Annotated in this window: 20 protein-coding genes; 15 read left to right on the top strand and 5 right to left on the bottom strand. The window is 72.9% G+C overall.

The features are described 5' to 3' along the window. Positions 1–54 precede the first annotated feature (54 nt). From ACFYTE_RS12725 to ACFYTE_RS12710, 4 genes are all read left to right on the top strand, one after another. Positions 55–1,233 (top strand): acyl-CoA dehydrogenase family protein, encoded by a 1,179-nt coding sequence (locus ACFYTE_RS12725; protein WP_388708671.1) that lies wholly within the window; start codon positions 55–57, stop codon positions 1,231–1,233. 99 nt (positions 1,234–1,332) lie between these two features. Continuing rightward, the gene (locus tag ACFYTE_RS12720; RefSeq protein WP_388708667.1) at positions 1,333–2,394 is read left to right on the top strand and encodes a glycoside hydrolase family 25 protein; all 1,062 of its coding nucleotides are present in this window, start codon (positions 1,333–1,335) and stop codon (positions 2,392–2,394) included. A 91-nt stretch (positions 2,395–2,485) separates the two neighbouring features. Next, positions 2,486–3,409, top strand: coding sequence for an oxygenase MpaB family protein (locus ACFYTE_RS12715; RefSeq protein ID WP_388708664.1), 924 nt, complete (start codon positions 2,486–2,488; stop codon positions 3,407–3,409). A 175-nt stretch (positions 3,410–3,584) separates the two neighbouring features. Continuing rightward, positions 3,585–5,147, top strand: coding sequence for a phytoene desaturase family protein (locus ACFYTE_RS12710; RefSeq protein ID WP_388708661.1), 1,563 nt, complete (start codon positions 3,585–3,587; stop codon positions 5,145–5,147). 86 nt (positions 5,148–5,233) lie between these two features. On the opposite strand, the gene ACFYTE_RS12705 is transcribed toward ACFYTE_RS12710, so the two are convergent. Further along, positions 5,234–7,018, bottom strand: a complete 1,785-nt coding sequence (locus tag ACFYTE_RS12705) for a serine hydrolase (protein ID WP_388708658.1) — start codon at positions 7,016–7,018, stop codon at positions 5,234–5,236. A gap of 163 nt (positions 7,019–7,181) precedes the next feature. Here ACFYTE_RS12705 and ACFYTE_RS12700 point away from each other — a divergent pair, with 163 nt between their 5' ends. The 3 genes from ACFYTE_RS12700 (at position 7,182) to ACFYTE_RS12690 (ending at position 11,420) form a co-directional block, all read left to right on the top strand. Then, complete coding sequence (locus ACFYTE_RS12700; protein WP_388708656.1) at positions 7,182–8,294, top strand: nitronate monooxygenase; 1,113 nt, start codon at positions 7,182–7,184, stop codon at positions 8,292–8,294. Further along, a complete protein-coding gene (locus ACFYTE_RS12695; protein WP_388708653.1) occupies positions 8,291–9,841 on the top strand; it encodes an acyl-CoA synthetase in 1,551 nt (516 codons plus the stop codon). Before ACFYTE_RS12700 ends, ACFYTE_RS12695 begins: the two co-directional genes overlap by 4 nt. Positions 9,842–9,911: 70 nt before the next feature. Continuing rightward, the gene (locus tag ACFYTE_RS12690) at positions 9,912–11,420 is read left to right on the top strand and encodes an acyl-CoA synthetase (protein WP_388708650.1); all 1,509 of its coding nucleotides are present in this window, start codon (positions 9,912–9,914) and stop codon (positions 11,418–11,420) included. 71 nt (positions 11,421–11,491) lie between these two features. Here the strand turns inward: ACFYTE_RS12690 and paaK are convergent, their stop codons facing one another. Further along, the gene (gene paaK, locus ACFYTE_RS12685; protein ID WP_388708647.1) at positions 11,492–12,787 is read right to left on the bottom strand and encodes a phenylacetate--CoA ligase PaaK; all 1,296 of its coding nucleotides are present in this window, start codon (positions 12,785–12,787) and stop codon (positions 11,492–11,494) included. 582 nt (positions 12,788–13,369) lie between these two features. After that, positions 13,370–14,989, bottom strand: coding sequence for an acyl-CoA synthetase (locus tag ACFYTE_RS12680; protein WP_388708645.1), 1,620 nt, complete (start codon positions 14,987–14,989; stop codon positions 13,370–13,372). A 175-nt stretch (positions 14,990–15,164) separates the two neighbouring features. Here ACFYTE_RS12680 and ACFYTE_RS12675 point away from each other — a divergent pair, with 175 nt between their 5' ends. From ACFYTE_RS12675 to ACFYTE_RS12645, 7 genes are all read left to right on the top strand, one after another. Further along, entirely contained in the window at positions 15,165–15,965 is an 801-nt protein-coding gene (locus tag ACFYTE_RS12675; protein ID WP_388708642.1) for a crotonase/enoyl-CoA hydratase family protein, read from the top strand. A 41-nt stretch (positions 15,966–16,006) separates the two neighbouring features. Further along, positions 16,007–16,948, top strand: a complete 942-nt coding sequence (locus ACFYTE_RS12670) for a Zn-ribbon domain-containing OB-fold protein (RefSeq protein WP_388708640.1) — start codon at positions 16,007–16,009, stop codon at positions 16,946–16,948. Next, complete coding sequence (locus ACFYTE_RS12665; RefSeq protein ID WP_388708637.1) at positions 16,945–18,015, top strand: thiolase domain-containing protein; 1,071 nt, start codon at positions 16,945–16,947, stop codon at positions 18,013–18,015. The genes ACFYTE_RS12670 and ACFYTE_RS12665 overlap by 4 nt, the downstream gene beginning before the upstream one ends. Beyond that, on the top strand, positions 18,012–19,178 hold the full coding sequence (locus ACFYTE_RS12660; protein ID WP_388708634.1) for a thiolase domain-containing protein: 1,167 nt from the start codon (positions 18,012–18,014) through the stop codon (positions 19,176–19,178). The genes ACFYTE_RS12665 and ACFYTE_RS12660 overlap by 4 nt, the downstream gene beginning before the upstream one ends. Before the next feature lie 82 nt (positions 19,179–19,260). Beyond that, positions 19,261–19,503 carry a DUF397 domain-containing protein gene (locus ACFYTE_RS12655; protein WP_388708631.1) on the top strand — a complete coding sequence of 81 codons (243 nt, stop codon included), beginning with the start codon at positions 19,261–19,263 and terminating at the stop codon, positions 19,501–19,503. 125 nt (positions 19,504–19,628) lie between these two features. Then, positions 19,629–20,591, top strand: coding sequence for a universal stress protein (locus ACFYTE_RS12650; RefSeq protein ID WP_388708629.1), 963 nt, complete (start codon positions 19,629–19,631; stop codon positions 20,589–20,591). Between the two features lie 132 nt (positions 20,592–20,723). Beyond that, entirely contained in the window at positions 20,724–21,221 is a 498-nt protein-coding gene (locus ACFYTE_RS12645; RefSeq protein WP_351740368.1) for a hypothetical protein, read from the top strand. Positions 21,222–21,248: 27 nt separating this feature from the next. Here the strand turns inward: ACFYTE_RS12645 and ACFYTE_RS12640 are convergent, their stop codons facing one another. Next, positions 21,249–23,219, bottom strand: a complete 1,971-nt coding sequence (locus ACFYTE_RS12640) for an N-acetylmuramoyl-L-alanine amidase (protein WP_388708626.1) — start codon at positions 23,217–23,219, stop codon at positions 21,249–21,251. Positions 23,220–23,597: 378 nt separating this feature from the next. After that, positions 23,598–24,737, bottom strand: a complete 1,140-nt coding sequence (locus ACFYTE_RS12635; RefSeq protein WP_388708624.1) for an aminoglycoside phosphotransferase family protein — start codon at positions 24,735–24,737, stop codon at positions 23,598–23,600. A gap of 254 nt (positions 24,738–24,991) precedes the next feature. Here ACFYTE_RS12635 and ACFYTE_RS12630 point away from each other — a divergent pair, with 254 nt between their 5' ends. After that, complete coding sequence (locus tag ACFYTE_RS12630; protein ID WP_388708621.1) at positions 24,992–26,485, top strand: hypothetical protein; 1,494 nt, start codon at positions 24,992–24,994, stop codon at positions 26,483–26,485. The last annotated feature ends 26 nt before the right edge of the window (positions 26,486–26,511 follow it).

Raw genomic sequence — 26,511 nt, 5'->3', positions numbered from 1 at the left:
CACGTTCTACGGTGTGCGCCGTCAGGACCGGCCAACGGGAAACCTGGAGGCGCCGTGCACCTCGACCACACCCCCGAGCAGCAACGGCTGCGCACCGAACTGCGTGCCTACTTCGCCGACCTGGTACCGGACAACGCGTACGCCCGCTACGCCGACCCGGCCGCGCAGAAGCGGTTCTACCGTGACACGATCAGGCGGCTCGGCGCGGACGGCTGGCTCGGCGTGGGCTGGCCCGAGGAGTACGGCGGGCGCGGGCTGACGGCGATGGAGCAGTTCATCTTCTTCGACGAGGCCGCGCAGGCCGGCGTACCGCTGCCGCTCATGGCGCTGAACACGGTCGGCCCGACCCTGATGCGGTTCGGCAGCGACGAACAGAAGGCGTACTTCCTGCCGCGGATCCTCTCCGGCGAGATCGACTTCGCCATCGGCTACAGCGAGCCGGACGCCGGCACGGACCTCGCCTCCCTGAAGACCCGCGCCGTGCGCGACGGCGACGAGTACGTCGTCAACGGGCAGAAGATCTGGACCACCAACGGCGACACCGCGGACTGGGTGTGGCTGGCCGTGCGCACCGACCCGGGCGCCCCGCCGCACAAGGGCATCACCATGCTCCTGGTGCCGACCTCCGATCCCGGCTACTCCTGCACCCTCATCACCACCCTCGCCTCGCACGACACGACGGCCAGTTACTACGAGAACATCCGGGTCCCCGTCTCCCGCCGGGTCGGGGCCGAGAACCAGGGCTGGCGGCTGATCACCAATCAGCTCAACCACGAACGCGTCACCCTCGCCGCGCACGGCACGACGGCGATCCGCGCCCTGCACGACGTCCAGCGCTGGGCGCGAGAAACCAAGCTCGCCGACGGCCGCCGCGTGATCGACCTCTCCTGGGTGCGCAACCGGCTGGCCAGGACCCACACCAGGCTGGACGCGATGAAGCTGCTCAACTGGCGGATGGTGAACGCCGTCGAGGACGGCACCCTCACCCCGCAGGACGCCTCCGCGGTCAAGGTGTACGGATCCGAGGCCCGCCGCGACGCCTACGCCTGGCTCATGGAGGTCGTCTCCGCGGCGGGCCCGCTGAAGGAGGGCTCGGCGGGCGTGGTCCTGCACGGCGAGCTGGAACGCGGCTACCGCTCGGCGGTGATCTTCACCTTCGGCGGCGGCAACAACGAGATCCAGCGCGAGATCATCTCGTGGATCGGCCTGGGGATGCCACGGGTGCGGCGCTGAGGATCGTTTCAAGTAGTCTCACGGACACGTCAGTTGCGGCCTGGGCGTGGTTCGGCAGGCCTGGTGTCCGCGCTGCGCCGGACACAGAAGGAGGTGCGGATGGCCACCTGCCGCGGCATGGACGTGTCCGCCTACCAGGGCACCCAGAACTGGGCCGCCCACAAGGGCGAAGGCGTCGTGTTCGCCTTCGCCAAAGCCAGTGAGGGCCGGCACTCCCGGGACGCGAAGTTCGACAGCCACATCACCGGGATCATCAGGGCCGGCCTGGTGCCCGGCGCCTACCACTTCGCCTGGCCCAACCAGGACGTCGACCAGGAGGCCGCGAACTACATCGGCGCGGTCCGGGCCCACGCCAAGAACGGGTTCACCCACTGGCTGGACCTCGAACGCTACGCGGACGGCCGCAACTACAGCGGCCGCAGCGCCGCCCAGATCAAGGCCTGGGCCGCCGCCTGGATCGCCGCCGTACGGGCCGCGTTCCCCGGGCAGCGCGTCGGCGTCTACACCAGCGGCGACGACCTCGCCGCCGGCCGCGTGCCCGACGGCGTCCCCCTCTGGTACCCGGCCTATCCCTGGGGCGCCGCCCCGTACAGCAAGGCGGAGGCCGCGGCCCGGCCCAGGCCCAGCGGACGGGCCCCGCTCATCTGGCAGTTCACCAGCCTGCCCGTCGACCGATCCATCGCCTATCTGTCCGAGGCGGGCCTGCGCGCCTGGGCCGCGGGCGACACCTCCGAGGAGGACGAGATGCCCCAGTACGTGAACCTCGGGCTCGCCAGGCCCTACAAGCTGAGCCCGGGTTCCTGGGACTCGATCGAGTTCACCAAGGAGTGGTCGGACGAGACCGGCGACCACGCCACCGACGGCAGTGTCTGGGCGCGCGGCCCGGCCCGCTTCACCGGCAGCATCAGCCTGTACCTCACCGGGCTGCCGGCCGGCGCGGTCGTCCAGGCCCGCATGTCCGAGTACCAGGGCGACCAGCACGAGGCCGACCACCCCATTCACGAGATCATCGGCACCGCCGGCGGCGCCTTCGCCGTGATCCCGTTGACGAAGCGGCTCGCGAAGGGACGCGGCATGCGCGTCCGTCTGCTCAACCAGTCCGACTCCCCGGTCACCGTCAGCAGTTCCGTACTGACGCTGCTCGTGTGGAAGGAGAGCTGATCCGCGACGCGATCGCGGTACGAAGCGGGCCGGGCCGTCGCCGCGCCGGCCGGGGACAATGGTGGGCGGAGCGGCACGTGGCATCGGATCCGTGCACGGGATCGCGGAGGTGGTCATGGGGCTGCGGACCCGGATCGCGGACGAACTCAAGGCGACCGTGCACGGCGGTGACCTCGAACTGGAACGGTACGAGGGGCCCGCGGGCGATCCCGGGCTGCTCGGGATCGCGCCGGGCGACCCCGCCTGGCGGGTGCACGGACATCCGACGGGCATGCTCACCGGCGGGTTCGCGGCGCTGATGCTCCAGTCACTGCACCCGCTGGCGATGGCCGGGGTCGACCAGCACTCGGACTTCCGCGCCGACCCGGTCGGCCGGCTGACCGGCACCGCGCGGTTCGTCACCACGACGACCTTCGGCTCGGCACCGGCCGCGCATGAGGCGATCGCCCTGGTACGCCGCATCCACACCCGGGTGCGGGGCACAGCCCCCGACGGCCGGCCCTACCGCGCGGACGACCCCGAGCTGCTGACCTGGGTGCACACCGCCGAGGTGCGCAGCTTCCTGGCGGGTTACCAGGCGTACGCGCCACAGCGGTGCCGGCTCACGCCCGCCGAGTGCGACACGTACTACCGCCAGGTCGCCCCGGTCGCCGAACTGCTGGGCGCGCGTCAGGTGCCCCGCAGCGTGCGCGAGGTCGAACGCCACCTGGATCGCATGCGCCCCCAACTCAGGGCGACGCCGGCGGCCTTGGACTCCGTGCGGTTCCTCCGCGGCTTCGGCCGGAGCGGACGGGAGCGGCTGGTCGTGCGCCATCTGATGAACGCCTCGGTGGGGCTCCTCCCGGACTGGGCGCGGGCCGAACTCGGCATCCGCCGCCCGGCGGCGGTCCGCTGCTGCTGGGACCGGCCGGCGGCACTGGCGGTCGGCCGCACCATCGAATGGGCGCGCGGCCCGTCCGAGATCCACGCGGCGGCACGGCGCCGGCTGGCCGCCGCGCCGCCGGTCGACGCCTGATGGGACCTGCCGGGTCGGGCGCTCACCGTGGCACGGCACACCGGCAGCCGGGTGCGGCGGTGCGGTGGCTGGGCGCGCGGTTCCCCGCGCCCCTTCGGGGCGCCACCACAGCCCCGCGCCACTCCGCCCCGGCACGCCTCTGGCCCACGTAGATCATCACGTGTTACGAAGAACCATGCCTGCACACGAGGGATCCCGCGCGTACGACGCCGTCATCGTCGGCGGCGGCCACAACGGGCTGGTCGCGGCCGCCTATCTGGCCCGGGCCGGACGGTCCGTGCTGGTCCTGGAACGGCTCGGCCGCACCGGGGGCGCGGCCGTGTCGACCCGCCCGTTCACCGGCGTCGACGCCCGGCTGTCCCGCTACTCCTACCTGGTCAGCCTGCTGCCCCGGAAGATCGTGCGGGACCTCGGCCTCACCTTCCGCGTCCGCGGCCGCACCATCTCCTCCTACACCCCGGCGGTGCGCGCCGGGCGCCCCACCGGGCTGCTGGTCGGCGGCGGCGAGCGGCGCACCCGGGAGGCCTTCGCCCGGCTCACCGGCGGCGCGCGCGAGTATACGGTCTGGCAGCGGTTCTACGGCATGACCGGCAGGGTCGCCCAGCGGGTCTTCCCGACCCTGACCGAACCGCTGCCCACCCGCGACGAGCTGCGCCGCCGCATCGACGACGAGGACGCCTGGCGCGCCCTGTTCGAGGAGCCCATCGGGGTCGCGATCGAGCGGGAGTTCGAGGACGACCTGGTGCGGGGCGTCGTCCTCACCGACGCCCTCATCGGCACCTTCGCCGACGCCCACGACCCCGCCCTGCCGCAGAACCGCTGCTTCCTCTACCACGTCATCGGGGGTGGCACCGGCGCCTGGGACGTGCCCGTCGGCGGCATGGGCGCCCTCACCGACGCGCTGGCCGCCGCCGCGCGCACGGCGGGCGCGACCCTCGCGACCGGGCACGAGGCCGTCCGTATCGACACCGACGGACACCGTGCCGAGATCGCCTACCGCACGGCCGACGGCGAGGGCGTCGTCGCCGCCCGGCACGTCCTCGTGGGCGCCTCGCCGCAGGAGCTGGCCGCCCTCACCGGCGACCCGCGGCCCGCCCCCGCCGAGGGCGCCCAGCTGAAGGTCAACATGCTGCTCAAGCGGCTGCCCGCGCTGCGTGACCTCACCGTGGACCCGCGGGAGGCGTTCGCCGGCACGTTCCACATCGCGGAGGGCTACGAGCAGCTGGCCGCCGCCCACGCCGAGGCCGCCGCCGGCCGGCTCCCCGCCGCACCGCCCAGCGAGATCTACTGCCACTCCCTGACCGACCCCTCGATCCTCGGCCCCGACCTGGTCGCCCGCGGCTACCAGACCCTCACCCTGTTCGGCCTGCACACCCCCGCCCGGCTGTTCGCGGGCGACCACGACGCCGTACGCCGTCAACTGCTGAAGGCGACGCTCGCGCAGCTCGACGCCCACCTCGCCGAGCCCCTGGTCGACTGCCTGGCGACCGACGCCGACGGCCGCCCGTGCATCGAGGTGAAGACCCCGCTCGACCTGGAGCGCGACCTGCGACTGCCCGGCGGCAACATCTTTCATCGCGCGCTGGCCTGGCCCTACGCCCAGGAGGGCACCGGCCGCTGGGGCGTGGAGACCCGGCACGCCAACGTCCTGCTGTGCGGGGCGGGAGCGGTGCGCGGCGGCGGGGTGAGCGGAGTGCCGGGGCACAACGCGGCGATGGCGGTGCTGGAGCGGGCCTGAGGAGAGGGGGAGACGGGGGGAGACGGGGGAGAGGGCGGGACACGGCGGTGCGGGCCGGGCCTCGCGGCCTGGCCCGGCCAGGTCCGTCAGTCGGCCGACGGCCGCCAGCCCGCCGCCGTGAGGCGGGCCGCGTCCGCCGGGCGCGCGCCGTCGAAGAGCATGGCATCGCCGGCCTCGACGCGCAGCGCGTCGACGTAGGCGCCGCGGCCCACATAGAGCCGGTCGGTGGTGTACCGCCAGCGCAGGACGAGCCGCCGGTCGGCCGGGAGGTCCGCGGTCAGCCGGTGCCACACGCGGCCCGACCAGCCGGTGGCCGTACCGTCCGGGTGCTCCCGGGACTCCTCGCCGCGCCGGCCCGTGGTGAACGGCACCGGACGCCAGGAGCCGCCGCCGTCCGTGGAGGCCTCCAGGACCAGCGCGTCCGAGCGGGGCTCGGTGTCCCACCACAGGGCACAGCGCAGCCGCGCCCCGCCGAAGGAGGTGTCGAGCGGGGGCAGGGCCAGCGTGGCGGTCGTGGCGTTCACCAGGCCCGAGAACCAGGCCGTACGGCCCTTGGCGGGCCGGACCGCAACGGCCCGCGCCAGATGGGTGCCGGCGGCGACCCGGGGAGCGGAACCGGACCGCCAGGTGCGCACGGGATGCACCGAGTTGCCGAGCACCACGAGGAAGGAGTCGGTGGTCGGATCGAGCACCAGCAAGGTGCCGGTGAAGCCGGTGTGCCCGGCGGTGCGCGGAGTGGCCATCGCGCCCATGTACCAGTGCTGGTACAGCTCGAAGCCGAGGCCGTGCTCGTCGCCCGGGAAGCCGGTGTTGAAGTCGGTGAACATCAGCTCCACGGACTGCGGCCGCAGGATGCGTGTGCGCCCGTACGCGCCGCCGTTGAGCAGCGTGCGGGCGAGCACCGCCAGGTCCCAGGCACAGGAGAACACCCCCGCGTGGCCCGCGACACCGCCCAGGCTGTAGGCGTTCTCGTCGTGCACCTCGCCCCATACGAGTCCCCGGTCGAGGCCGGACCACGGTCTGCGCGCGTCCTCCGTCGCCGCGATCCGCGGCTTCCAGGAGGCGGGCGGGTTGTAGCGGGTGCGGCGCAGGCCGAGCGGGGCGGTGATCCCGTCGCGCAGGAGGACGTCCAGCGGGCGGCCGGTGACCCGTTCGAGGACGAGCTGGAGGGAGATCAGGTTCAGGTCCGAGTAGAGGTAGGCGGTGCCCGGCGGGCCGACCGGCGCCTCGTTCCAGATGAGCCGGAGCTTGTCCTCGTAGGCGGGAGCGTCGTACAGCGGGATCCAGGCGCGGAGTCCCGAGGTGTGGGTGAGCAGGTGACGTATCGTCACCTCCTGTTTGCCGGCGGCGCCGAACTCCGGGAGGTACGAGGCGACGGGCCGCTCCAGTTCGACGGCGCCCCGCTCCAGCTGCTGGACGGCGAGCAGCGAGGTGAAGAGCTTGGATACGGAGGCCAGGTCGAAGACCGTGTCCTTGTCCATCGGGATCTGCCGGCCGGCCGGGAACTCCACGCCGGTGTCGGTCTTCTCGTCGTAGGCCGCGTAGCGCACCGCCATCCCGATGGGCCGGTGCAGGGCCACGGTGCCGCCGCGCCCGGCGAGCAGTACGGCGCCCGCGTACCAGGGGTGCGCGGGGGAGGGGCCGAGGAACGTCTCGGCGTCGGCCACGAGCAGGCCGAGATGCTCGGAAAGCAGGCCGGCGCGTTCGGCCGAGCCGTACCGCAGGGTGGGGTGGCCGGCCGCGGGGGCGGCGGCGGCCGGACCCGCGGGCAGGGGGCCGAGGGTCAGCGCGCCGCCCAGCGTCATGGCGCCGATGCCCAGTCGGCGCCGGGTCAGCCCGGCCGCCGTTGTGCCCGGAGCATCGTCGGTCATGTGGGGCCCTCCCATCTGAAAGTATCTTTCGGGGCTTGCCGTGCGCGGTGAAACTTTCCTGTCAGGCGCGGAATCTGTCAACGGTGCGCGCGCTCTCCAAAGAATCTGACGCTGTATCAGAAAAGGGCTTCCGTCGTTCCGAGGACTGCGGCATCCTGCGCCCATGCAGACGGAGCTGAGCAAGCAACTGGGAGTCGAGCACGCCGTCTTCGGCTTCACGCCGTTCCCCGCCGTCGCCGCGGCCATCAGCCGGGCCGGCGGCTTCGGCGTGCTCGGCGCGGTCCGCTACACCGCCCCCGACGACCTCAAACGCGACCTCGACTGGATCGAGGCGCACACCGACGGCCGGCCCTACGGCCTCGACGTCGTCATGCCCGCCAAGAAGGTCGAGGGTGTCACCGAGGCCGACGTCGAGGCCATGATCCCCGAGGGTCACCGCCGGTTCGTCGCGGACACCCTCGCCAAGTACGGCGTGCCCGAACTCGCCGCGGGCGAGCCGTCCGGCTGGCGCATCACCGGCTGGATGGAGCAGGTCGCCCGCAGCCAGCTCGACGTCGCCTTCGACTACCCCATCCGGCTCCTCGCCAACGCACTCGGCTCCCCGCCCGCCGACGTCGTGGCCCGCGCCCACGAGCGGGGCGTGCTCGTCGCCGCGCTCGCCGGCAGCGCCCGGCACGCCCGCAAGCACCGCGACGCGGGCATCGACATCGTCGTGGCACAGGGCTACGAGGCGGGCGGTCACACCGGGGACATCGCCTCCATGGTGCTGACCCCCGAAGTGGTCGACGCCGTCGATCCGCTGCCCGTGCTGGCGGCCGGCGGCATCGGCAGCGGCCAGCAGGTGGCGGCGGCACTGAGCCTGGGCGCCCAAGGAGTGTGGCTGGGCTCCATATGGCTGACCACCACAGAGGCGGAGCTGCAATCCCCCGCTCTCACCCGCAAGCTCCTCGCCGCCGGGTCCGGCGACACCGTCCGCTCGCGCGCCCTCACCGGGAAGCCCGCGCGCCAGCTGCGCACCGAGTGGACCGACGCCTGGGACGACCCGGAGGGGCCAGGCACCCTTCCCATGCCGCTCCAGGGCCTGCTGGTCGCCGAGGCGGTCTCCCGCATCCAGAAGCACGAGGTCGAGCCGCTGCTCGGCACCCCCGTCGGCCAGATCGTCGGCCGGATGACCACCAGGCGCGACGTCCGGGCCGTCCTCGACGACCTCACCCGCGGCTTCGAGCGGGCCGTCGACCGCATCAACCGCATCGCCGGAAGGAGCGGCCAGTCGTGAACACACCCCCCACCGGCTTCTGGGCCCAGGCCGCCCGACACCCCGACCGCACCGTCCTCGTCGCCCCCGACGGCGAGCACTGGACCGCCGGGCGGCTGCACGCCGCCGCCAACCGGCTCGTGCACGGCCTGCGCGCCGCGGGCCTGGAGCGCGGCGACGCCCTCGCCGTCGTGCTGCCCAACGGCGTCGAGTTCCTCACTGCCTATCTCGCCACCAGCCAGGCCGGGTTCTACCTCGTGCCCGTCAACCACCACCTCGTCGGCCCCGAGATCGCCTGGATCGTCGCCGACTCGGGCGCCAAGGTGCTCATCGCGCACGAGCGGTTCGCCGGCCCCGCCCGCCGCGCCGCCGACGAGGCCGGCCTCCCGGCGAGCCACCGGTACGCGGCCGGCACCGTCGAAGGCTTCAGGCCGTACGCCGAACTCCTCGACGGACACAGCGAGTCGACGCCCGCCGAGCGCACCCTCGGCTGGGTGATGAACTACACCTCGGGCACCACGGGCCGGCCCCGCGGCATCCGGCGCCCGCTGCCCGGCAAGCCCCCCGAGGAGGCCTACCTCGGCGGGTTCCTCGGCATCTTCGGCATCAAGCCGTTCGACGACAACGTCCACCTGGTCTGCTCGCCGCTCTACCACACGGCCGTGCTCCAGTTCGCCGGCGCGTCCCTGCACATCGGGCACCACCTGGTGCTGATGGACAAGTGGACGCCCGAGGAGATGCTGCGCCTCATCGACACCCACCGGTGCACCCACACCCATATGGTCCCCACACAGTTCCACCGTCTCCTGGCGCTCCCCGAACACATACGGCAGTCGTACGACGTCTCCTCCATGCGGCACGCCATCCACGGCGCCGCGCCCTGCCCCGACCATGTGAAACGGGCCATGATCGACTGGTGGGGGCACGCCGTCGAGGAGTACTACGCGGCCAGCGAGGGAGGCGGCGCCTTCGCGACCGCCGAGGACTGGCTGAAGAAACCCGGCACGGTCGGCCGGGCCTGGCCGATCAGCGAACTCGCGATCTTCGACGACGACGGCAACCGGCTGCCGCCCGGCGAACTCGGCACCGTCTATTTGAAGATGAACACCGGCGGCTTCGCCTACCACAAGGACGAGGCCAAGACCCGCAAGAACCGCATCGGCGACTTCTTCACCGTCGGCGACCTCGGCCACCTGGACGAGGACGGCTATCTCTTCCTGCGCGACCGCAAGATCGACATGATCATCTCGGGCGGCGTCAACATCTACCCGGCCGAGATCGAGTCCGCGCTGCTCGCCCACCCCGCCGTCGCCGACGCCGCCGCCTTCGGCGTCCCGCACGACGACTGGGGCGAGGAGGTCAAGGCCGTGGTGGAACCGGCCCCCGGGCAAGAGCCGGGCCCGGACCTGGCTGCCGCCCTGCTCGCCCACTGCGCCGAACGGCTCGCCGGCTACAAGCGGCCGAAGAGCGTCGACTTCGTCGCCGAACTGCCCCGCGACCCCAACGGCAAGCTGTACAAGCGGCGGCTGCGTGACCCCTACTGGCAGGGCCGGGGCCGCCCGGTGTGACCGGGCGCGGCCCGGCGAACCGGCCGCGGAATCTTGACCTCCCCGCGCGCCGGCCCGAGGATCGGGTGCCATGACGCAGGGACACGGCAGCACGGTCGACGGGGTGCTGCGGCGCAGCGCCCGGCGCACACCCGCGCGGATCGCGGTCGAGTACGGCGAGCGCCGTTGGACCTACGCGGAACTCGACGACGCCGTCTCCCGCGCCGCCGGCCTGCTGCGTGCCCGGGGCCTCGCCCCCGGCGACCGGGTCGGCGCCTACGGCCACAACTCCGACGCCTATGTCATCGCCTTCCTCGGCTGCGCCCGCGCCGGCCTGGTCCATGTGCCGGTCAACCACCATCTGACCGGCGACGACCTCGCCTACATCGTCCGACAGTCGGGCAGTTCCCTGGTGCTCGCCGACCCGGCCCTGGCCGGACGGCTCCCGGACGGCGTCCCCGTGCTGCCGCTGCGCGACACCGACGACTCGCTTCTCGCCTCGCTCGCGGCGACACCCCCGTACGACGGCCTGGAACCGCGCGCCGAGGACCTGGTGCAACTGCTGTACACCTCCGGCACCACCGCGCTGCCCAAGGGCGCGATGATGACCCACCGGGCCCTGGTCCACGCGTACCTGAGCGCGATCACCGCCCTCGACCTGAGCGCCGGCGACCGGCCCGCGCACGCCCTGCCGCTGTACCACTCGGCCCAGCTGCATGTGTTCCTGCTGCCGTACCTCGCGGTCGGAGCGAGCGGCATCATCCTCGACGCGCCCGACGGCGACACCCTCTTCGACCTGATCGAGGCGGGCCGCGTGGACAGCCTGTTCGCGCCGCCCACCGTGTGGATCGCGCTGGCGAACCGGCCCGACTTCGCGACCCGGGACCTCGGCGGTCTGCGCAAGGCGTACTACGGGGCGTCGATCATGCCCGTACCGGTCCTGGAGCGGCTGCGCGAACGGCTGCCGGACCTCGCCTTCTACAACTGCTTCGGGCAGAGCGAGATCGGACCCCTCGCCACCGTGCTCGGCCCCGACGAACACAAGGGCAGGCTCGACTCCTGCGGCCGCAGCGTGCTGTTCGTGGACGCGCGCGTCGTCGACGAGGACGGCGCGGACGTGCCCGACGGCACGCCCGGCGAGATCGTCTACCGCTCGCCGCAGCTGTGCGAGGGCTACTGGGACAAGCCCGAGGAGAGTGCAGCGGCCTTCCGCGACGGCTGGTTCCACTCCGGCGACCTCGCGGTGCGGGACGCCGACGGATACCTCACGATCGTCGACCGGGTGAAGGATGTCATCAACTCCGGTGGCGTGCTGATCGCTTCGCGGCAGGTCGAGGACGCCCTGTACACCCACGAGGCGGTCGCCGAGGCCGCCGTGATCGGACTGCCCGACGAGCGCTGGGTCGAGGCCGTCACGGCGGTGGTCGTGCCGCGCGGCGAGGTCACCGAGGCCGAACTGATCGCCCACGCCCGCAAGAAGCTCACCCCGTTCAAGGCGCCGAAGCGGGTGCTGTTCGTGACCGGGCTGCCGCGCAACGCCAGCGGCAAGATCCTCAAGCGGGAACTGCGCGAACGGTTCGGCGGCGGGCAGCTGCACTAGGTCCGGGCGCGGCCGGCCACGGTGCCGCCGCGGACGCCCGACGGCGCAGCACGGCCAGGCCGGCGGAGCGCTCAGCGTGGGCGCAGGTCCACGATCCGGCGGATCTTGCCCACCGACCGCTCCAGCGACTCCGGTTCGACGATCTCCACGGCGACCGACACGCCGATGCCGTCCTTGACGGCCGCCGCGATGACCCGGGCCGCCTCCCGGCGTGCCTCGGGCGTCCCGCCGGGCCGCGCCTCGGCCCGCACGGTGAGGGCGTCGAGGCGTCCCTCCCGGGTGAGTCGGAGCTGGAAGTGCGGGGCGACGCCCGGGGTGCGCAGCACGATCTCCTCGATCTGCGTCGGGAACAGATTGACACCGCGCAGGATCACCATGTCGTCGCTGCGGCCGGTGATCTTCTGCATCCGCCGGAACACCCGGGCCGTGCCCGGCAGCAGCCGGCTCAGATCACGGGTGCGGTACCGGATCACCGGCATGGCCTCCTTGGTGAGCGAGGTGAAGACCAGTTCGCCCTCCGCGCCCTCGGGCAGCACCTCGCCGGTGACCGGGTCGACGACCTCGGGATAGAAGTGGTCCTCCCAGATGTGCAGGCCGTCCTTGGTCTCCACGCACTCCTGGGCGACGCCCGGTCCGATCACCTCGGACAGCCCGTAGATGTCGACGGCGTCGATCCCGAACCGCTCCTCGATCTCCCCGCGCATCTCCTCCGTCCACGGCTCGGCGCCGAAGATGCCGACCCTGAGCGACGTGCCGCGCGGGTCCACACCCTGCCGTTCGAACTCGTCGAGCAGGGTGAGCATGTACGAGGGCGTGACCATGATGATCCGCGGCTCCAGGTCCCGGATCAGCTGGACCTGCCGTGCGGTCATCCCGCCGGATGCGGGGACGACCGTGCACCCCAGCCGCTCCGCGCCGTAGTGGGCGCCGAGACCGCCGGTGAACAGCCCATAGCCGTACGCCACATGGATCGTGTCCCCGGGCCGGCCGCCGGCCGCACGGATGGCACGGGCCACCATGTCGGCCCACACGGAAAGGTCGTTGTCCGTATAGCCGACCACCGTGGGGCGTCCGGTGGTGCCGCTCGACGCATGGATGCGGCGGATCCGGTCGCGCGGCACGGCGAACATCCCGTACGGGTAGTTCTCGCGCAGGTCCGCCTTGCTGGTGAGGGGGAAGCGGGCCAGGTCGTCCAGGGACCGGCAGTCCTCCGGGCGGACACCGGCCTTGCCGAAGGCCAGGCGGTAGAAGGGCACGTTGTCGTAGGCGCGCCGCAGCGTGGTCCGCAGCCGCTCCAGCTGAAGCGCCCGCAGGGCCGTTGCGTCGAGCCGTTCTCCCGCGTCGAACAGCTCCCTCGCCTCCGTCATGGGGCACCTCTCCCTCACCGATCGCGTCAATTCGGACGACCGATCATTCGGTTGCCGTGTCCGGGATCAGTAATTCAGCCCCGGACGGCCCCGGGCAAGAGGTCTGCCTGCACATTCTCGCGGACCCGGGCGCGACAGCGGCGGCTGGTCCTGATCACCGCCACCCCGTCGGCCGGCGGCCCGGCTGCGGGCGAGAGCAGAAATGAACCGGCCTGCGCGTCGTTCTTCCACGGCCGCCGGGACGAGGCCGCGCCCGCCGGTGACACCGCGGCCGACGAGCAGACCGACGACCCGGGCCGCCCTGCGCGGCCCGGCGGCCCCCGACCTCGTGTACGCCCCCGACCTCGTGTACGCCGGGGAACTCGACGGCGCCCCCCCCCGCACCGCAGCCTTCCCGAACGCAGTGTGCGACATCCGGCCGGATGCCGGCCACTGGCCCCGGCCGCACGACCCGGAACGGCTCGTGCGCCGGATCGCCGGCTTCCTCGGCACGAGCCCGACCGCGCCACGCCGAGCCGGTGTAGCGGCCCGAGCGCCCCGCTTTGCGCCGGTGTATGTTCCGGCACCCGCGGCGTCCCCGCCCTACCGGTCCGCGGCCCTCGCCACCTCCCGCGCCCACCGGTAGTCCGCCTTGCCGCTCGGGGAGCGCTGGATGGTCTCCGTGAGCACGAGCCGGCGGGGGATCTTGTAGCCGGCCAGTTGGGTGCGGCAGTGGCGCTGCACGTCCGCCAGGGACAACGCGGCGGCGCCCTCCCGCAACTGCACGACCGCCGCCACTCGGTTGCCCCAGGTGGCGTCCGGCACCCCGGCCACGAGCGCGTCGTACACGTCGGGATGCGATTTGAGCGCCTGCTCGACCTCCTCCGGGTAGACCTTCTCGCCGCCCGTGTTGATGCACTGCGAGCCGCGGCCGAGCACGGTGACGACGCCGGCCTCGTCCACGGTCGCCATGTCGCCCAGCAGCACCCAGCGCTCGCCGTCCTTCTCGAAGAAGGTCTCGGCGGTTTTCACCGGGTCGTTGTAGTAGCCGAGCGGCACATGTCCGCACTGCGCCACCCGCCCCACCGCACCGGCCGCCACCGGCTCATGGGTCGCCGGATCCACCACCCGGGTACGGGAGTTGACCTGGATGCGAAATCCGCGCTCCTGGCCCGAGTCATCGGTCGCCGTGCCGTTGAACCCGGACTCGGAGGACCCGAAGTTGTTCAACAGCATCGCGTTCGGGACGAGTTCGCAGAACTGCCGGCGCACCGTCTCCGACATGATCGCCCCCGACGAGGAGACGCTGAACACCGAGGAGCAGTCCGTGCCCTTCATGGGGCCCCGCAACGCGTCGATCAACGGCCGCAGCATCGCGTCCCCGACCAGCGACACGCTGGTGACCTTCTCCCGCTCGATGGTCCGCAGCACCTCCTCGGGCACGAACTTGCGGTGGATCACCACGCGCTGCCCGAAGTTGAAGCCGATGAACGCCGTGAGGGTGGAGGTGCCGTGCATCAGCGGGGGAGTGGGGAAGAAGGTGATCCCCGCACCGCCGGCCGCGACCCGCTCCGCCAGTTCCTCCGGTGCCCCCACCGGCTCTCCGGTCGGCGCGCCACCCCCGAGGCCCGCGAAGAACAGGTCCTCCTGACGCCACATCACGCCCTTCGGCATCCCCGTCGTACCGCCCGTGTAGATGATGAACTGGTCGTCGCCCGAGCGCGCCGGGAAGCCGCGCTCCGGGGAACCGGCGGCCTCCGCGTCCGCGAACGCGACGGCGGGCACGCCGGCGGCGCCCGGCGCCGGCTCGCCCACCCGCACCAGATGCCGCAGCCCCCCGGCCCGCGGCAGCGCCGCCGCCACCCGGCCCGTGAACTCCGAGTCGAAGGCCAGCGCCACCAGGTCGGCGTCCCGGTAGAGATAGACCAACTCATCCTCGATGTAACGGTAGTTGACGTTGACCGGGACGATCCGTGCCTTCAGACAGCCGAGCACCGTCTGGAGGTATTCGACGCCGTTGTAGAGGTGCAGCCCCAGATGCTCGCCCGGACGTATCCCGCTGTCGAGCAGATGGTGCCCGATGCGGTTCGCCGCCGCGTCCAGCTCCGCGTACGTCAGACGGCGCTCCGCGCCCGTACCCGGGTGGTCGAGGTACACGAGCGCCTCGCGGTCCGCGACCGCGTCGACGACCGACTCGAACAGGTCGGCAAGGTTGTACTCCACGGTTCCTCCTGACCCGGGCGTACCTGGCATCCGACGGTTCGCCGGTCATCAGAGCAAAGGGCGCCGCAACTGTGAAGGCTTCGCGCGAAGAAATCTGACTGACTGTCAGAAAACCCTTGAAGTGCCCACCCGCCTACTGCAACCTGTTCTCGTTCCGGCAGAGGGGAGATGGGTCATGGCTGGCACGGAACACCTCACCGTGCGGCGCGAAGGCGCCACACTGGTCCTCACGCTCAACCGGCCCGAGGCGAAGAACGCGCTCTCGCTGCCGATGCTCGTCGGCCTGTACGACGGCTGGCTCCAGGCCGACGCCGACGACACCGTCCGCTCGATCGTGCTCACCGGGGCCGGCGGCGCCTTCTGCGCCGGGATGGACCTCAAGGCCCTGGCCGGCCGGGGCATGGCGGGGGAGCACTACCGGGACCGGCTCACAGCCGATCCCGACCTGCACTGGAAGGCGATGCTGCGCCACCACCGGCCGCGCAAACCGGTGATCGCCGCCGTCGAGGGGCACTGCGTCGCCGGCGGCACGGAGATCCTCCAGGGCACCGACATCCGGGTGGCCGGCGAGTCCGCGACCTTCGGACTGTTCGAGGTCCGGCGCGCACTGTTCCCGATCGGCGGCTCCACCGTCCGGCTGCAACGCCAGATCCCGCGCACCCACGCCCTGGAGATGCTGCTCACCGGACGGCCGTACAGCGCCCGCGAGGCCGCCGGCATCGGACTCGTCGGGCATGTCGTCCCCGACGGCACCGCGCTCGCCCGCGCCCTGGAGATCGCCGAACGGATCAACGCCTGCGGCCCGCTCGCCGTCGAGGCCGTCAAGGCGTCCGTGTACGAGACCGCCGAGATGACCGAGACCGACGGCCTCGCCGCCGAACTCGAACGCGGCGGACCGCTCTTCGAGACCGCCGACGCCAAGGAGGGCGCCCGCGCCTTCGCCGAGAAGCGGCCCCCCGTCTACAAGCGCGCCTGACCCGTGCCGGCCCGCCCGACCCGCGAAGGAGACAGCCGCCGATGCCCGACGTCCTCAAGGCCCCCCTCGTCCTGGAATTCCCCTTCACCCGCTCCCTCGGCCCCGTCCAGAGCGCCTTCCTGACCGGCCTGCGCGAACGCGTCGTGCTCGGGGTGCGCACGGACGACGGCCGTACCCTCGTCCCGCCCGTCGAATACGACCCCGTGACCGCCGAGGAGATCCGCGACCTCGTCGAGGTCGCCCCCACCGGCACGGTCACCACCTGGGCCTGGAACCACCGGCCCCGGCCCGGCCAGCCCCTCGGCACCCCCTTCGCCTGGGCCCTGGTCCGCCTCGACGGCGCCGACACCGCCCTGCTGCACGCCCTGGACGCGCCCGGCCCCGACACCGTGCACACCGGCATGCGGGTCCGGATCCGCTGGGCCGAGGAGCGCACCGGCGCCATCACGGACATCGCCTGCTTCGAACCGTACGACGGCCCCGCCGCCCGACCCGCCGGGCACAGCGGCGCGTTCACGGACCCCGTCACCGGCATCGTCGCGCCCGCCCGCCTCGACTACACCTACACGCCCGGCCGCGCCCAGTCCGCCCACATCCGGGCGCTCGCCGAACGCCGCACCGTCGGCGAACGCTGCCCGTCCTGCCGCAAGGTGTACGTGCCGCCCCGGGGCGCCTGCCCCACCTGCGGCGTCGCCACCGCCGAACAGGTCGAGGTGGGGCCCCGGGGCACGGTCACCACCTTCTGCATCGTCAACATCAAGGCCAAGAACCTCGACATCGACGTGCCCTATGTGTACGCGCACATCGCCCTCGACGGCGCCGGCCTCGCCCTGCACGGCCGCATCGGCGGCATCCCCTACGACCAGGTGCGCATGGGCCTGCGCGTCGAACCGGTGTGGACCGAGGGCGCCCGCCACCCCGACCACTACCGGCCGACCGGCGAACCCGACGCGGACTACGACACCTACAAGGAGCTGCTGTGACCCGCGCACCTGTGCCGGACCCCGGTCGGATCGCCGTCGTCGCCTTCGCCCAGACCGGGCACCGCGCCGCCGACGAGGAGAACTCCGAGGTGGAGATGCTCATGCCGGTGCTGCACGAGGTGCTGGACCGCACCGGCCTGAAGACCTCCGACATCGGCTTCACCTGCTCCGGATCCAGCGACTACCTGGCCGGCCGGGCCTTCTCCTTCACCCTCGCCCTGGACGGCGTCGGCGCCTGGCCGCCGATCTCCGAGTCACACGTCGAGGCGGACGGCGCCTGGGCGCTGTACGAGGCCTGGACCAAACTGCTCACCGGCGAGGCCGAAACCGCCCTCGTCTACTCCTACGGGAAGTCCTCGCCCGGCTCCGTCCGGGACGTGCTGACCCGCCAGCTCGACCCGTACTACCTCGCCCCGCTGTGGCCGGACACCGTGGCCCTCGCCGCGCTCCAGGCGCAGACGCTCATCGACGCGGGGGAGACGGATGAGGAGGCGCTGGCCGCGATCGCCGCCCGCAACCGGGCCGCGGCCACCGCCAACCCCCATGCCCGGCTGCGGGGTTCCGTCGCCCACGGGGAGTACGTCGTACGGCCGCTGCGCACCGGCGACTGCCCGCCCGTCACGGACGGCGCCGCCGCCGTGGTCCTCGCCGCGGGCGACCGGGCCCGCCGGCTGTGCCCGCGGCCCGCCTGGATCCGGGGCATCGACCACCGCGTCGAGGCCCACGCGCTCGGCCTGCGCGACCTGACCGACTCGCCCTCCGCGCGGCTCGCCGCCGAGCGCGCCGGCGCCTTCGAACGGCCCGTCGACACAGCCGAGTTGCACGCGCCGTTCAGCGCGCAGGAGGTCGTGCTGCGCAAGGCGCTGCGGCTCGGCGACGACGTGTGCGTCAACCCGTCCGGCGGCGCACTCGCCGCCAACCCCGTCATGGCCGCCGGACTCATCCGCATCGGCGAGGCCGCCGCCCGCATCGGACGCGGAGCGTCCGACCGTGCGCTCGCCCACGCCACGTCCGGTCCCTGTCTGCAACAGAACCTGGTCGCCGTCCTCGAAGGGGATCCCCGATGAGCAAGGAGCCCGTGGCCGTCGTAGGGATCGGCCAGACCAAGCACGTGGCGGCCCGCCGGGACGTGTCGATCGCCGGCCTGGTCCGCGAGGCGGCCCGCCGCGCCCTGGACGACGCCGAACTGACCTGGTCCGACGTCGACGCCGTGGTCATCGGCAAGGCACCGGACTTCTTCGAGGGCGTGATGATGCCGGAGCTGTACCTGGCCGACGCGCTCGGCGCCGTGGGCAAGCCGCTGCTGCGGGTGCACACCGCGGGCTCCGTCGGAGGCTCCACCGCCCTGGTCGCAGCCGGCCTCGTCGCCGCCCGCGTGCACACCACCGTGCTCACCCTCGCCTTCGAGAAACAGTCCGAGTCCAACGCCATGTGGGGCCTGTCCCTGCCGATCCCCTTCCAGCAGCCGCTGCTGGCCGGCGCGGGCGGCTTCTTCGCCCCGCACGTACGCGCCTACATGCGGCGCACCGGGGCCCCCGACACCATCGGCTCCCTGGTCGCCTACAAGGACCGGCGCAACGCGCTGAAGAACCCGTACGCGCATCTGCACGAACACGACATCACCCTGGAGAAGGTCCAGGCATCCCCGATGCTGTGGGACCCCATCCGCTACTCGGAGACCTGCCCCTCCTCCGACGGCGCCTGCGCGATGATCCTCACCGACCGGGCCGGCGCGGCCCGCGCGCCCCGGCCGCCCGCCTGGATGCTCGGCGGCGCCATGCGCAGCGAACCCACCCTCTTCGCCGGCAAGGACTTCGTCTCCCCGCGGGCCGGCAAGGACTGCGCCGCCGACGTCTACCGGCAGGCCGGCATCGCCGACCCGCGCCGGGACATCGACGCCGTCGAGATGTACGTCCCGTTCTCCTGGTACGAACCCATGTGGCTGGAGAACCTCGGCTTCGCCGAGGAGGGCGAGGGCTGGAAGCTCACCGAGTCCGGCGTGACCGGACTCGACGGCGACCTGCCCGTCAACATGTCGGGCGGCGTGCTGTCCACCAACCCGATCGGCGCCTCCGGCATGATCCGCTTCGCGGAGGCCGCGCTCCAGGTGCGCGGACAGGCCGGGGAACACCAGGTGGAGCGGGCCAGGAGAGTGCTCGGGCACGCCTACGGCGGCGGCTCGCAGTTCTTCTCCATGTGGCTGGTGGGCTCGCGGCCCCCCGACTCCTGAAAGGTCCCCCGGACGTGGCCTGTTGGCGGTCGGAACCGGTCGCTAGGCTGACCGCGGACGACGAATCGGGAGGAGCACGGACGTGGCCGAGAGCACCATCCAGCAGCCGCCGCGCATGGGCTGGGACAAGCCGGAACTGGACCTCAGCACCGCGCAGTGGCAGTCCAGCAGCCGAGGCCTTGGCGATGTCCAGATCGCCTTCGTCGAGGGGTTCATCGCGATGCGCAACAGCGGCCGTCCCGGGAGCCCTTCCCTGATCTTCACGCCCGCCGAGTGGGGCGCCTTCGTGTCCGGCGCGCGGGAAGGCGAGTTCGACCTGACCTGAGCCGCGCGGCGGCGAGCCGATCCGGGGGTGTTCCGCGCCGATTTCCGGACACGCGACCGACAGGACCCTTCCGGGACCGGGGCCTGAGCGAGGCTGACCCCGGAAGGCAAGGTCGCATCCCGGAGGTGAGGACGACGAACACCCAGCCGGTCATCGCCGCGGTCGACGGCTCGGAGGACAGCCTGCGCGCCCTGGACTGGGCCCTCGACGCCGCCCGGCGGCGCGCGGCACCCCTGCGCGTGGTGCACGTGCGGCAGTACGCGCCGTGGGGCCGGCCCGAGGCCCCGGCCGCGGGCCCGCCCGAACCGGACGACGACCGGGTCCTCGACGAGGTGCGCACCCGGCTGCGCGGGCTCGCGACGGCACAGCCCGTCGAGTACGTCACCCTTCAGGGCGCGCCCGCCGCGGTGCTGCCCGCGCTGGGCGCCGAGGCGCAGGTGCTGGTGCTCGGCTCCCGGGGGCGGGGCGGCTTCGCCAGCCTGCTGCTCGGCTCCAACGGCATGGCCGCCGCACGCGACGCGGCGTGCCCGGTCGTCGTCGTGCCCCGGCCCGGCCGCGGTGCGGGAACCACCCCCGCGGCTCCGGCAGCGGGGGACCAGGGCGAGCCGCCGGCCGGGCCGGGGTCCCGGGTGGTCGTCGGCGTGGACGTCGACCACCCCGACGACGTCACGCTCGCGTTCGCATTCACCGAGGCCGATCTGCGCGGTGCGCTCCTCCAGGTGATCGCCGCCTACCGGTGGCCCGCGCAGCCGCTGATGGCGCCCGGCGAACTCGTGCCGCCCGTCATCGACCAGGACGCCGTGGAGAACGAGACCCGGGCCCTCGCCGAGGGACTCCTCACCCCGCACCGCGCCCGGCACCCGGACGTCCGCGCCGAGACCCGCGTACTGCCCGCAGACGCCGCGGGCAGCCTCGTCGCGGCTTCCGGGGGTGCTGGGCTGGTGGTTGTGGGGCGGCATCGGCGGCGGTTGTTCGCGCCGGCCCGGATGATGGGTTCGGTGACTCATGCCGTGTTGTTGCACGCGGCTTGTCCGATCGCCGTCGTGCCCCCGTCTTCCCAGGAGGACGCGCCCCCTCCGGAGGAGTGACCCGGGCCGGCGTCCCCGCCCGGTCGGGCGCCGCCCGGCCCGGTCCGCGCAGGGCGGTCCGGGCGGCGCGGCTCCCCTGATGGGACGCCGCCCGGGCGCCGTCGACCGGGGCCGGGCACGTACCATGGCGGCATGTCGTTCCTCCGCCGCCGCAGCGCCACTCCCGCCGGGCCCGACTTCGACGTGCTGGCCATGGACCCGGGCGACTGGCCCGGCAATCTGGGCGCGGGTCTGCTGCCCGCCCCCGACGGCACCTGCCAGGGCGTCTTCCTGCGCTACGACCTGTTCGGCGGCCGCGGCCCCGCCATGATCATCGGCAATCTCCCGGAGGGCTCCCCGGCCCGCGACACCGCCGACGGGGAGATCCCCTTCGAGGTCGCCCAGCTGCTGCTGGCGCTGGAGAACGACGAGGAGGTCACCGTCACCGGCAGCGAGGACATGCCGGTGCTCCAGGGCGACAACCTGCTGATCGTGCGCCGCCTGAAGCTCTCCGAGACCCGCATCTCGTGTGTCCAGTTCGACCGCAGCGACGGCGTCCTGGTCACCATCGCCGCCTGGGACCGCCCCATCACCGACGACCTGTACGCCCTGCTGAAGCCGCTCCCGGCGGAGCTTTTCCAACAGGGCTGACCGGCGGTCCTTCGGCCCGCAGAGCCGCTATCCGGCCGACGACCGCACGTCCACGTCGGCGGCCCGCACATACGCCACCCGGTGACCGTACTGGATCTGGTAGTACAGGTCCTTGCCGACCACGACCCGGTGCGAGCCGGCGGTGAACGTGACCGCGTAGTAGTACTCGCCGGGCAGTTCGTCACCGACGACATACCTCTGACCCGCCGGGATCGTGTACGGCAACGACGACACCGCCTGCGCGGGCACGTCCGCCGGATAGGCGTCCTTCTCCGGGTACGCCCTGCCGTACACCGGAACGCTCGCGAGCCCCGCCCTGGGCGTGATCACACGTCCGATGGCGGCCACGGCCGCAGGCTGCCCGACCGGGTTCCTGAACCAGGCCTTCTGGCCCAGGTACCAGATCGCCGTCCACTCGCCCCAGCGGTCGGCCACCGCGTACTGCTGCCCGGTCGAGACCCGCGAGGACAGGTCGTTCACCCCGGTGGTCGGCGCCGTACCGAGGCCGATGTCCTTGATCAGCGCGGAGTTCTCGTCGTGGTCGGAGTACAGCCGCACCTCGCTGGACCCGTGCGCCGCACACGGCTCGCCCGCGGTGGTGCACCCCGTGTACACCGGCCGGTTGCGCGCGTAGTCGGGCAGGATCGTGACGAGACCGCCCTTCGTGCCGGCCGTGCGCTTGAACGGCCGGTCCAGCAGCTCGAAGTAGTGCCGCCAGTCCCAGTAGGGACCCGGATCCGTGTGCATGCCCGGCACGGTGGAGGTGGTGGGACCCGGCACATTGTCATGGCCGAGGATGTGCTGCCGGTCCAGCGGGATGCCGTACCTCGCGGCGAGGTACCCCACCAGCCGGGCCGAGGACCGGTACATCGCCTCCGTGTACCAGGCGTCCGGCGAGGCGAGGAACCCCTCGTGCTCGATGCCGATCGACTTGGCGTTGACGTACCAGTTGCCCGCGTGCCACGCCACATCCTTGGCCTTGACGTGCTGGGCGATCAGCCCGTCCGTGGAGCGGATCGTGTAGTTCCACGACACATAGGTCGGGTCCTTGATCAGGTCGAGAACGCCGTCCCAGGCACCCTCGGTGTCGTGGATGACGATGTATCTGATGCTCTGCGAGGCCGGCCGGTCCCCCAGGTCATGGTTGCCGTAGTCGTCGTCCCCGAACTCCTCGTACGGCGCCGGCACCCAGGTGCAGGACACCGCGGCGGGGCACTCCGTGCCGTCCTCGGCGGCCGGCGCCAGACCGGCCCGTTTCAGCTGCCCGGTGTCCGCGGCCAGGCCCGGCCGCGCGGCCAGCGCGACCGTCTGCCCGTCGTCCGTGGTGCGCTCCGCGCCGGCGCGCAGCACGTCGTACACGTCGTTCGCGTACGCCGCCGCGGTCGCGGTGTCCGCGGCGCCGGAGAACCGGGCCACCGCGCCGTACCAGTCGGCCGGGTCCGGGCTGAGGGGGCGGTGCAGCTCCTGCTGGGCGGTGGCGAGCAGCGCGGCGCCGCCGGCCACATTGGCGGCCGGGTCGGTGCGCAGCTCGGCCGCCGGGAGCCCGGTCAGCCGGGCCGCCCGCGGCAGCGTTTCGAGACGGGCCGGGAGCGCGGACGCGTCGGGCACGCCCGCCTCCGGGTGCCGGGCGGGGCGGGCGCCGTCACCGCGGGCGTCCTCGGTGCCCTCGCTGTGGTGGCCCACTGCGGTGAGCGCGGTGCGCGCGTCGGTGAGGTGCATCGGGCCGTAGCCGCCGGTCACGCTCGGCGCCCCGGCGTGCGTGTCCCAGCGGGACTGGAGATAGGAGACGGCCAGCAGGACGCTCTGCGGTACGTGGTACTCGGCGGCGGCCGAGGCGAAGGCGCGCTGGAGTCCGCCCGTGGCGGAGCCGGCCGCGGACGGGGCCGGGGCGGCGCCGAGCAGCGGCAGCAGCAGCGCCGCGGCGGCGATGCCTCCGGCCGCCCTGCGCGTGCGTCTGCCGCCGGGCGCGGACGTGGGGTCGGTGGCGGATCCTCGCAATGCGGCCTCCTGGGACGGTCCGGCGCGGTGGGGGTGCGGGGCTGAGCGTTGCTCAGTGGTACCGGCTTGCCGACGATCCGTCAATCATGCCCAACACGGCGCGAATTCCCACGTCAGACGGGGCGCGCGGGAGTTTCGTGCCGGTGGTGCGCGGGCCTGCGGGGCGTCAGTGGCGTACACCAATGACCCGGCCTCGCGCGGCGGGAAGACCCGCGACGCCCGACGCACCTCGCGCCGCGCCGTCGGGCCCGCCACGGTACGTCCGGTGCGCGGACGGCCCTGTGCCCTGCGATGCACGGCATCGGACGCCGCGGGCCGAACCGACGCACACGGTCGGCTCGGCCCGCGGTCCTGGGCGCCCCGCGGACCGCTGCTTCGTCAGCGGGTGCCGACCGCCGCGCGCACGGCCCGGCGGGCCAGTTGGCAGTCGTCGTGCAGCCTCCTCAGGAGCAGCCGCTGTTCCTCGCCGCACGGGGTGCCCCCCGGCTGGGCCGGGCCCGCAGGCACCGGGGTGGCGTCGTTGATCGAGCGCTGCACGGCCGTCTCGTACGTCCGGATCTCCCGGGTCAGCACGAGCATCAGGTTCACCAGGAACGCGTCCCGCGAGACGGGGCCCGCCGACTGGGCGATCTGGCTGATCTGCCGCCGGGCCGCCGGGGCGTCACCGAGCACCGACCAGAGCACGGCCAGGTCGTACCCCGGCAGGTACCAGCCCGCGTGTTCCCAGTCCACCAGCACGGGACCCGCGGGCGACAGCAGGATGTTGGAGAGCAGGGCGTCGCCGTGACAGAACTGGCCCATGCCCTGCCGGCCCGCCGCCTGCGCGATGCCGTGCAGCAGCTTCTGCAGGTCGCCCAGGTCCCGGTCGGTGAGCAGCCCCAGCTCGTGGTACCGGGCGATACGGGCCGCATAGTCGAGGGGCGCGTCGAACGTGCCCGCCGGGGGCCGCCAGGCGTTGAGCCGGCAGATCGCGCCGAGCGCCGCGCGGATGTCGGCCCGGGGCGGGGCCTCCGCGGGATGCCGTTGCAGCGCCGCCACCCGGCCCGGCATCCGCTCGATCACCAGTGTGCAGTTGTCCGGGTCCGCCGCGATCAGTCTGGGCACCCGGACCGGCGGCCGGTGCCGGACGAACGAGCGGTATGCCGCTATTTCGTGGCGGGTGCGCTCCGCCCAGGCCGGTGAGTGGTCCAGCAGGCACTTGGCGACGACCGTGCTGCGCCCCGTCGTGCCGACGAGGAGCACGGCCCGCCCGCTGCGGCGCAGCACCTGCACCGGAGCGAACTCCGGGCAGATCCGGTGCACCGAGGCGATCGCCGTGCGCAGTTGGGCGCCCTGGGGGCCGGACAAGTCGAGTCTCCCGCTGAGCGGTTGGCCGGCCGGCCCCATGGCGCGCGGTGGTCGCCCCATGCCCGGTACGGCGGCTCCCGGATGCGCGGGAGCGAGGTAGGGGCCGCCGCCCGCCGGGCGGGAGCGCGGCGGCCGGGGCGGGGCGGACACGGAGGACGATGCTGCGTACATGGGCGATACAGATCCCTTCGTGTACCTGCGGTGTCTGCCTGGTGCGCGCGCCCACCCGGCCCGGTCGCCCGGGAGCATCCTGGGGAATGCGCCCGTTCAGCCGAGCGGCCACCGGGTCGGGGTGGCGCGTTCCTACCCGACACCCGCTGCCCAGTGGCACACCATCTGGCGCACCCTGGCGAACCCTGGCGAATAGTCGCCCGGCAACCCCACGAGGACTACTGTCAACTCAGCCGAGAACCTGGGGGCTTGACGTGAGCGGACAACCAAACACCCGCCTCGCGGACCTGTTCGGCCTGGCCGGCTGGTCCAAGGGCGAACTCGCGAGGCTGGTCAACCGGCAGGCGGCGGCCATGGGCCACCCCCAGCTGGCGACCGACACCTCCCGGGTGCGGCGGTGGATCGACACGGGGGAGATCCCGCGCGATCCGGTGCCGCGGGTGCTGGCTGCCCTGTTCACCGAGCGTCTCGGCCGTGTCGTGACCATCGAGGACCTCGGTCTGGTGCGGCACGGGCGTACGGGGAAACGGCCCGACGGCGGGAAGGCACAACATCCCGACGGTGTGCCGTGGGCGCCCGAACGGACTGCCGCGGTCCTCACCGAATTCACGGGAATGGACCTCATGCTCAACCGACGCGGCTTGGTGGGCGCGGGTGCAGCGCTCGCCGCGGGATCCGCACTCAGCAGTGCCATGCACGACTGGCTGCACACCGACCCCACACTCAGGGCCGACGCCCCTGCTTTCGACGACTCCCTGCACGCCGACCCCGCTGGGTTCGACCGTTACGAGGCCGCCCCCATCGGGTCGCAGGAGATCGAGGAACTGGAGCGTTCGGTCGAGGTGTTCCGGGCGTGGGACGCGGCCCGCGGCGGCGGGTTGCAACGCAAGGCGGTGGTGGGCCAGCTCAACGAGGTGGGCGGCATGCTCGCCTACCGCCACCCCGACCATCTCCAGCGGCGCCTGTGGGGCGTCGCTGCCAATCTCGCCGTCCTCGCGGGCTGGATGTCGCACGACGTCGGCCTGGAGCCAACGGCCCAGAAGTACTTCGTCATCGCCGCCCACGCGGCCCGGGAGGGCGGCGATCGGCCCCGCGCCGGGGAGGCGCTCTCCCGAGCGGCTCGCCAGATGGTGCATCTGGGCCGGCCCGACGACGCACTCGACCTGATGAAGCTCGCCCGGACCGGTTCGGGCCCCGAGGTGCTGCCGCGCACCCGGGCCATGCTCCACACCATCGAGGCCTGGGCACAGGCGTCGATGGGCAAGGGGCAGGCGATGCGCCGCACCCTCGGCCAGGCGGAGGACCTCTTCGTCTCGGACCGCGGGGACGTGCCGCCGCCGAGCTGGATGCAGACGTTCAAGGAGGAGGATCTGTACGGCATGCAGGCCCTGGCCTACCGCACCCTGGCCGAGTTCGAGCCGGGCGCGGCCGTGCACGCCCAGCACTTCGCGGAGAAGGCCCTGGCCCTGCGGGTGGACGGGCGGCAGCGGTCGAAGATCTTCGACTTCTTGTCCATGGCGTCCGCGTGCTTCATCGCGGACGACCCCGAACAGGCGGACCGTTACGCCCGGTTGGCCCTGATGTCGATGGGAGCCAACTCCTCCCACCGCACCTGGGACCGGCTACGCCAGATGTACCGCCTGACCGCCGAGTACGCCGACTCTCCGAAGATCAATGAACTGCGGGAGGAGATCCAACTGGCCCTGCCGAAGCAGAAGAAGAAGGGCGGCAGCAGCGCGCAGGCTTGAGGACGGATTCTGGTTCTTCCTTGTTG

The sequence above is a fragment of the Streptomyces sp. NPDC004629 genome, assembly GCF_042873595.1.
Classification (GTDB): domain Bacteria; phylum Actinomycetota; class Actinomycetes; order Streptomycetales; family Streptomycetaceae; genus Streptomyces.
This window is presented reverse-complemented; position numbering and strand designations above follow the sequence as displayed.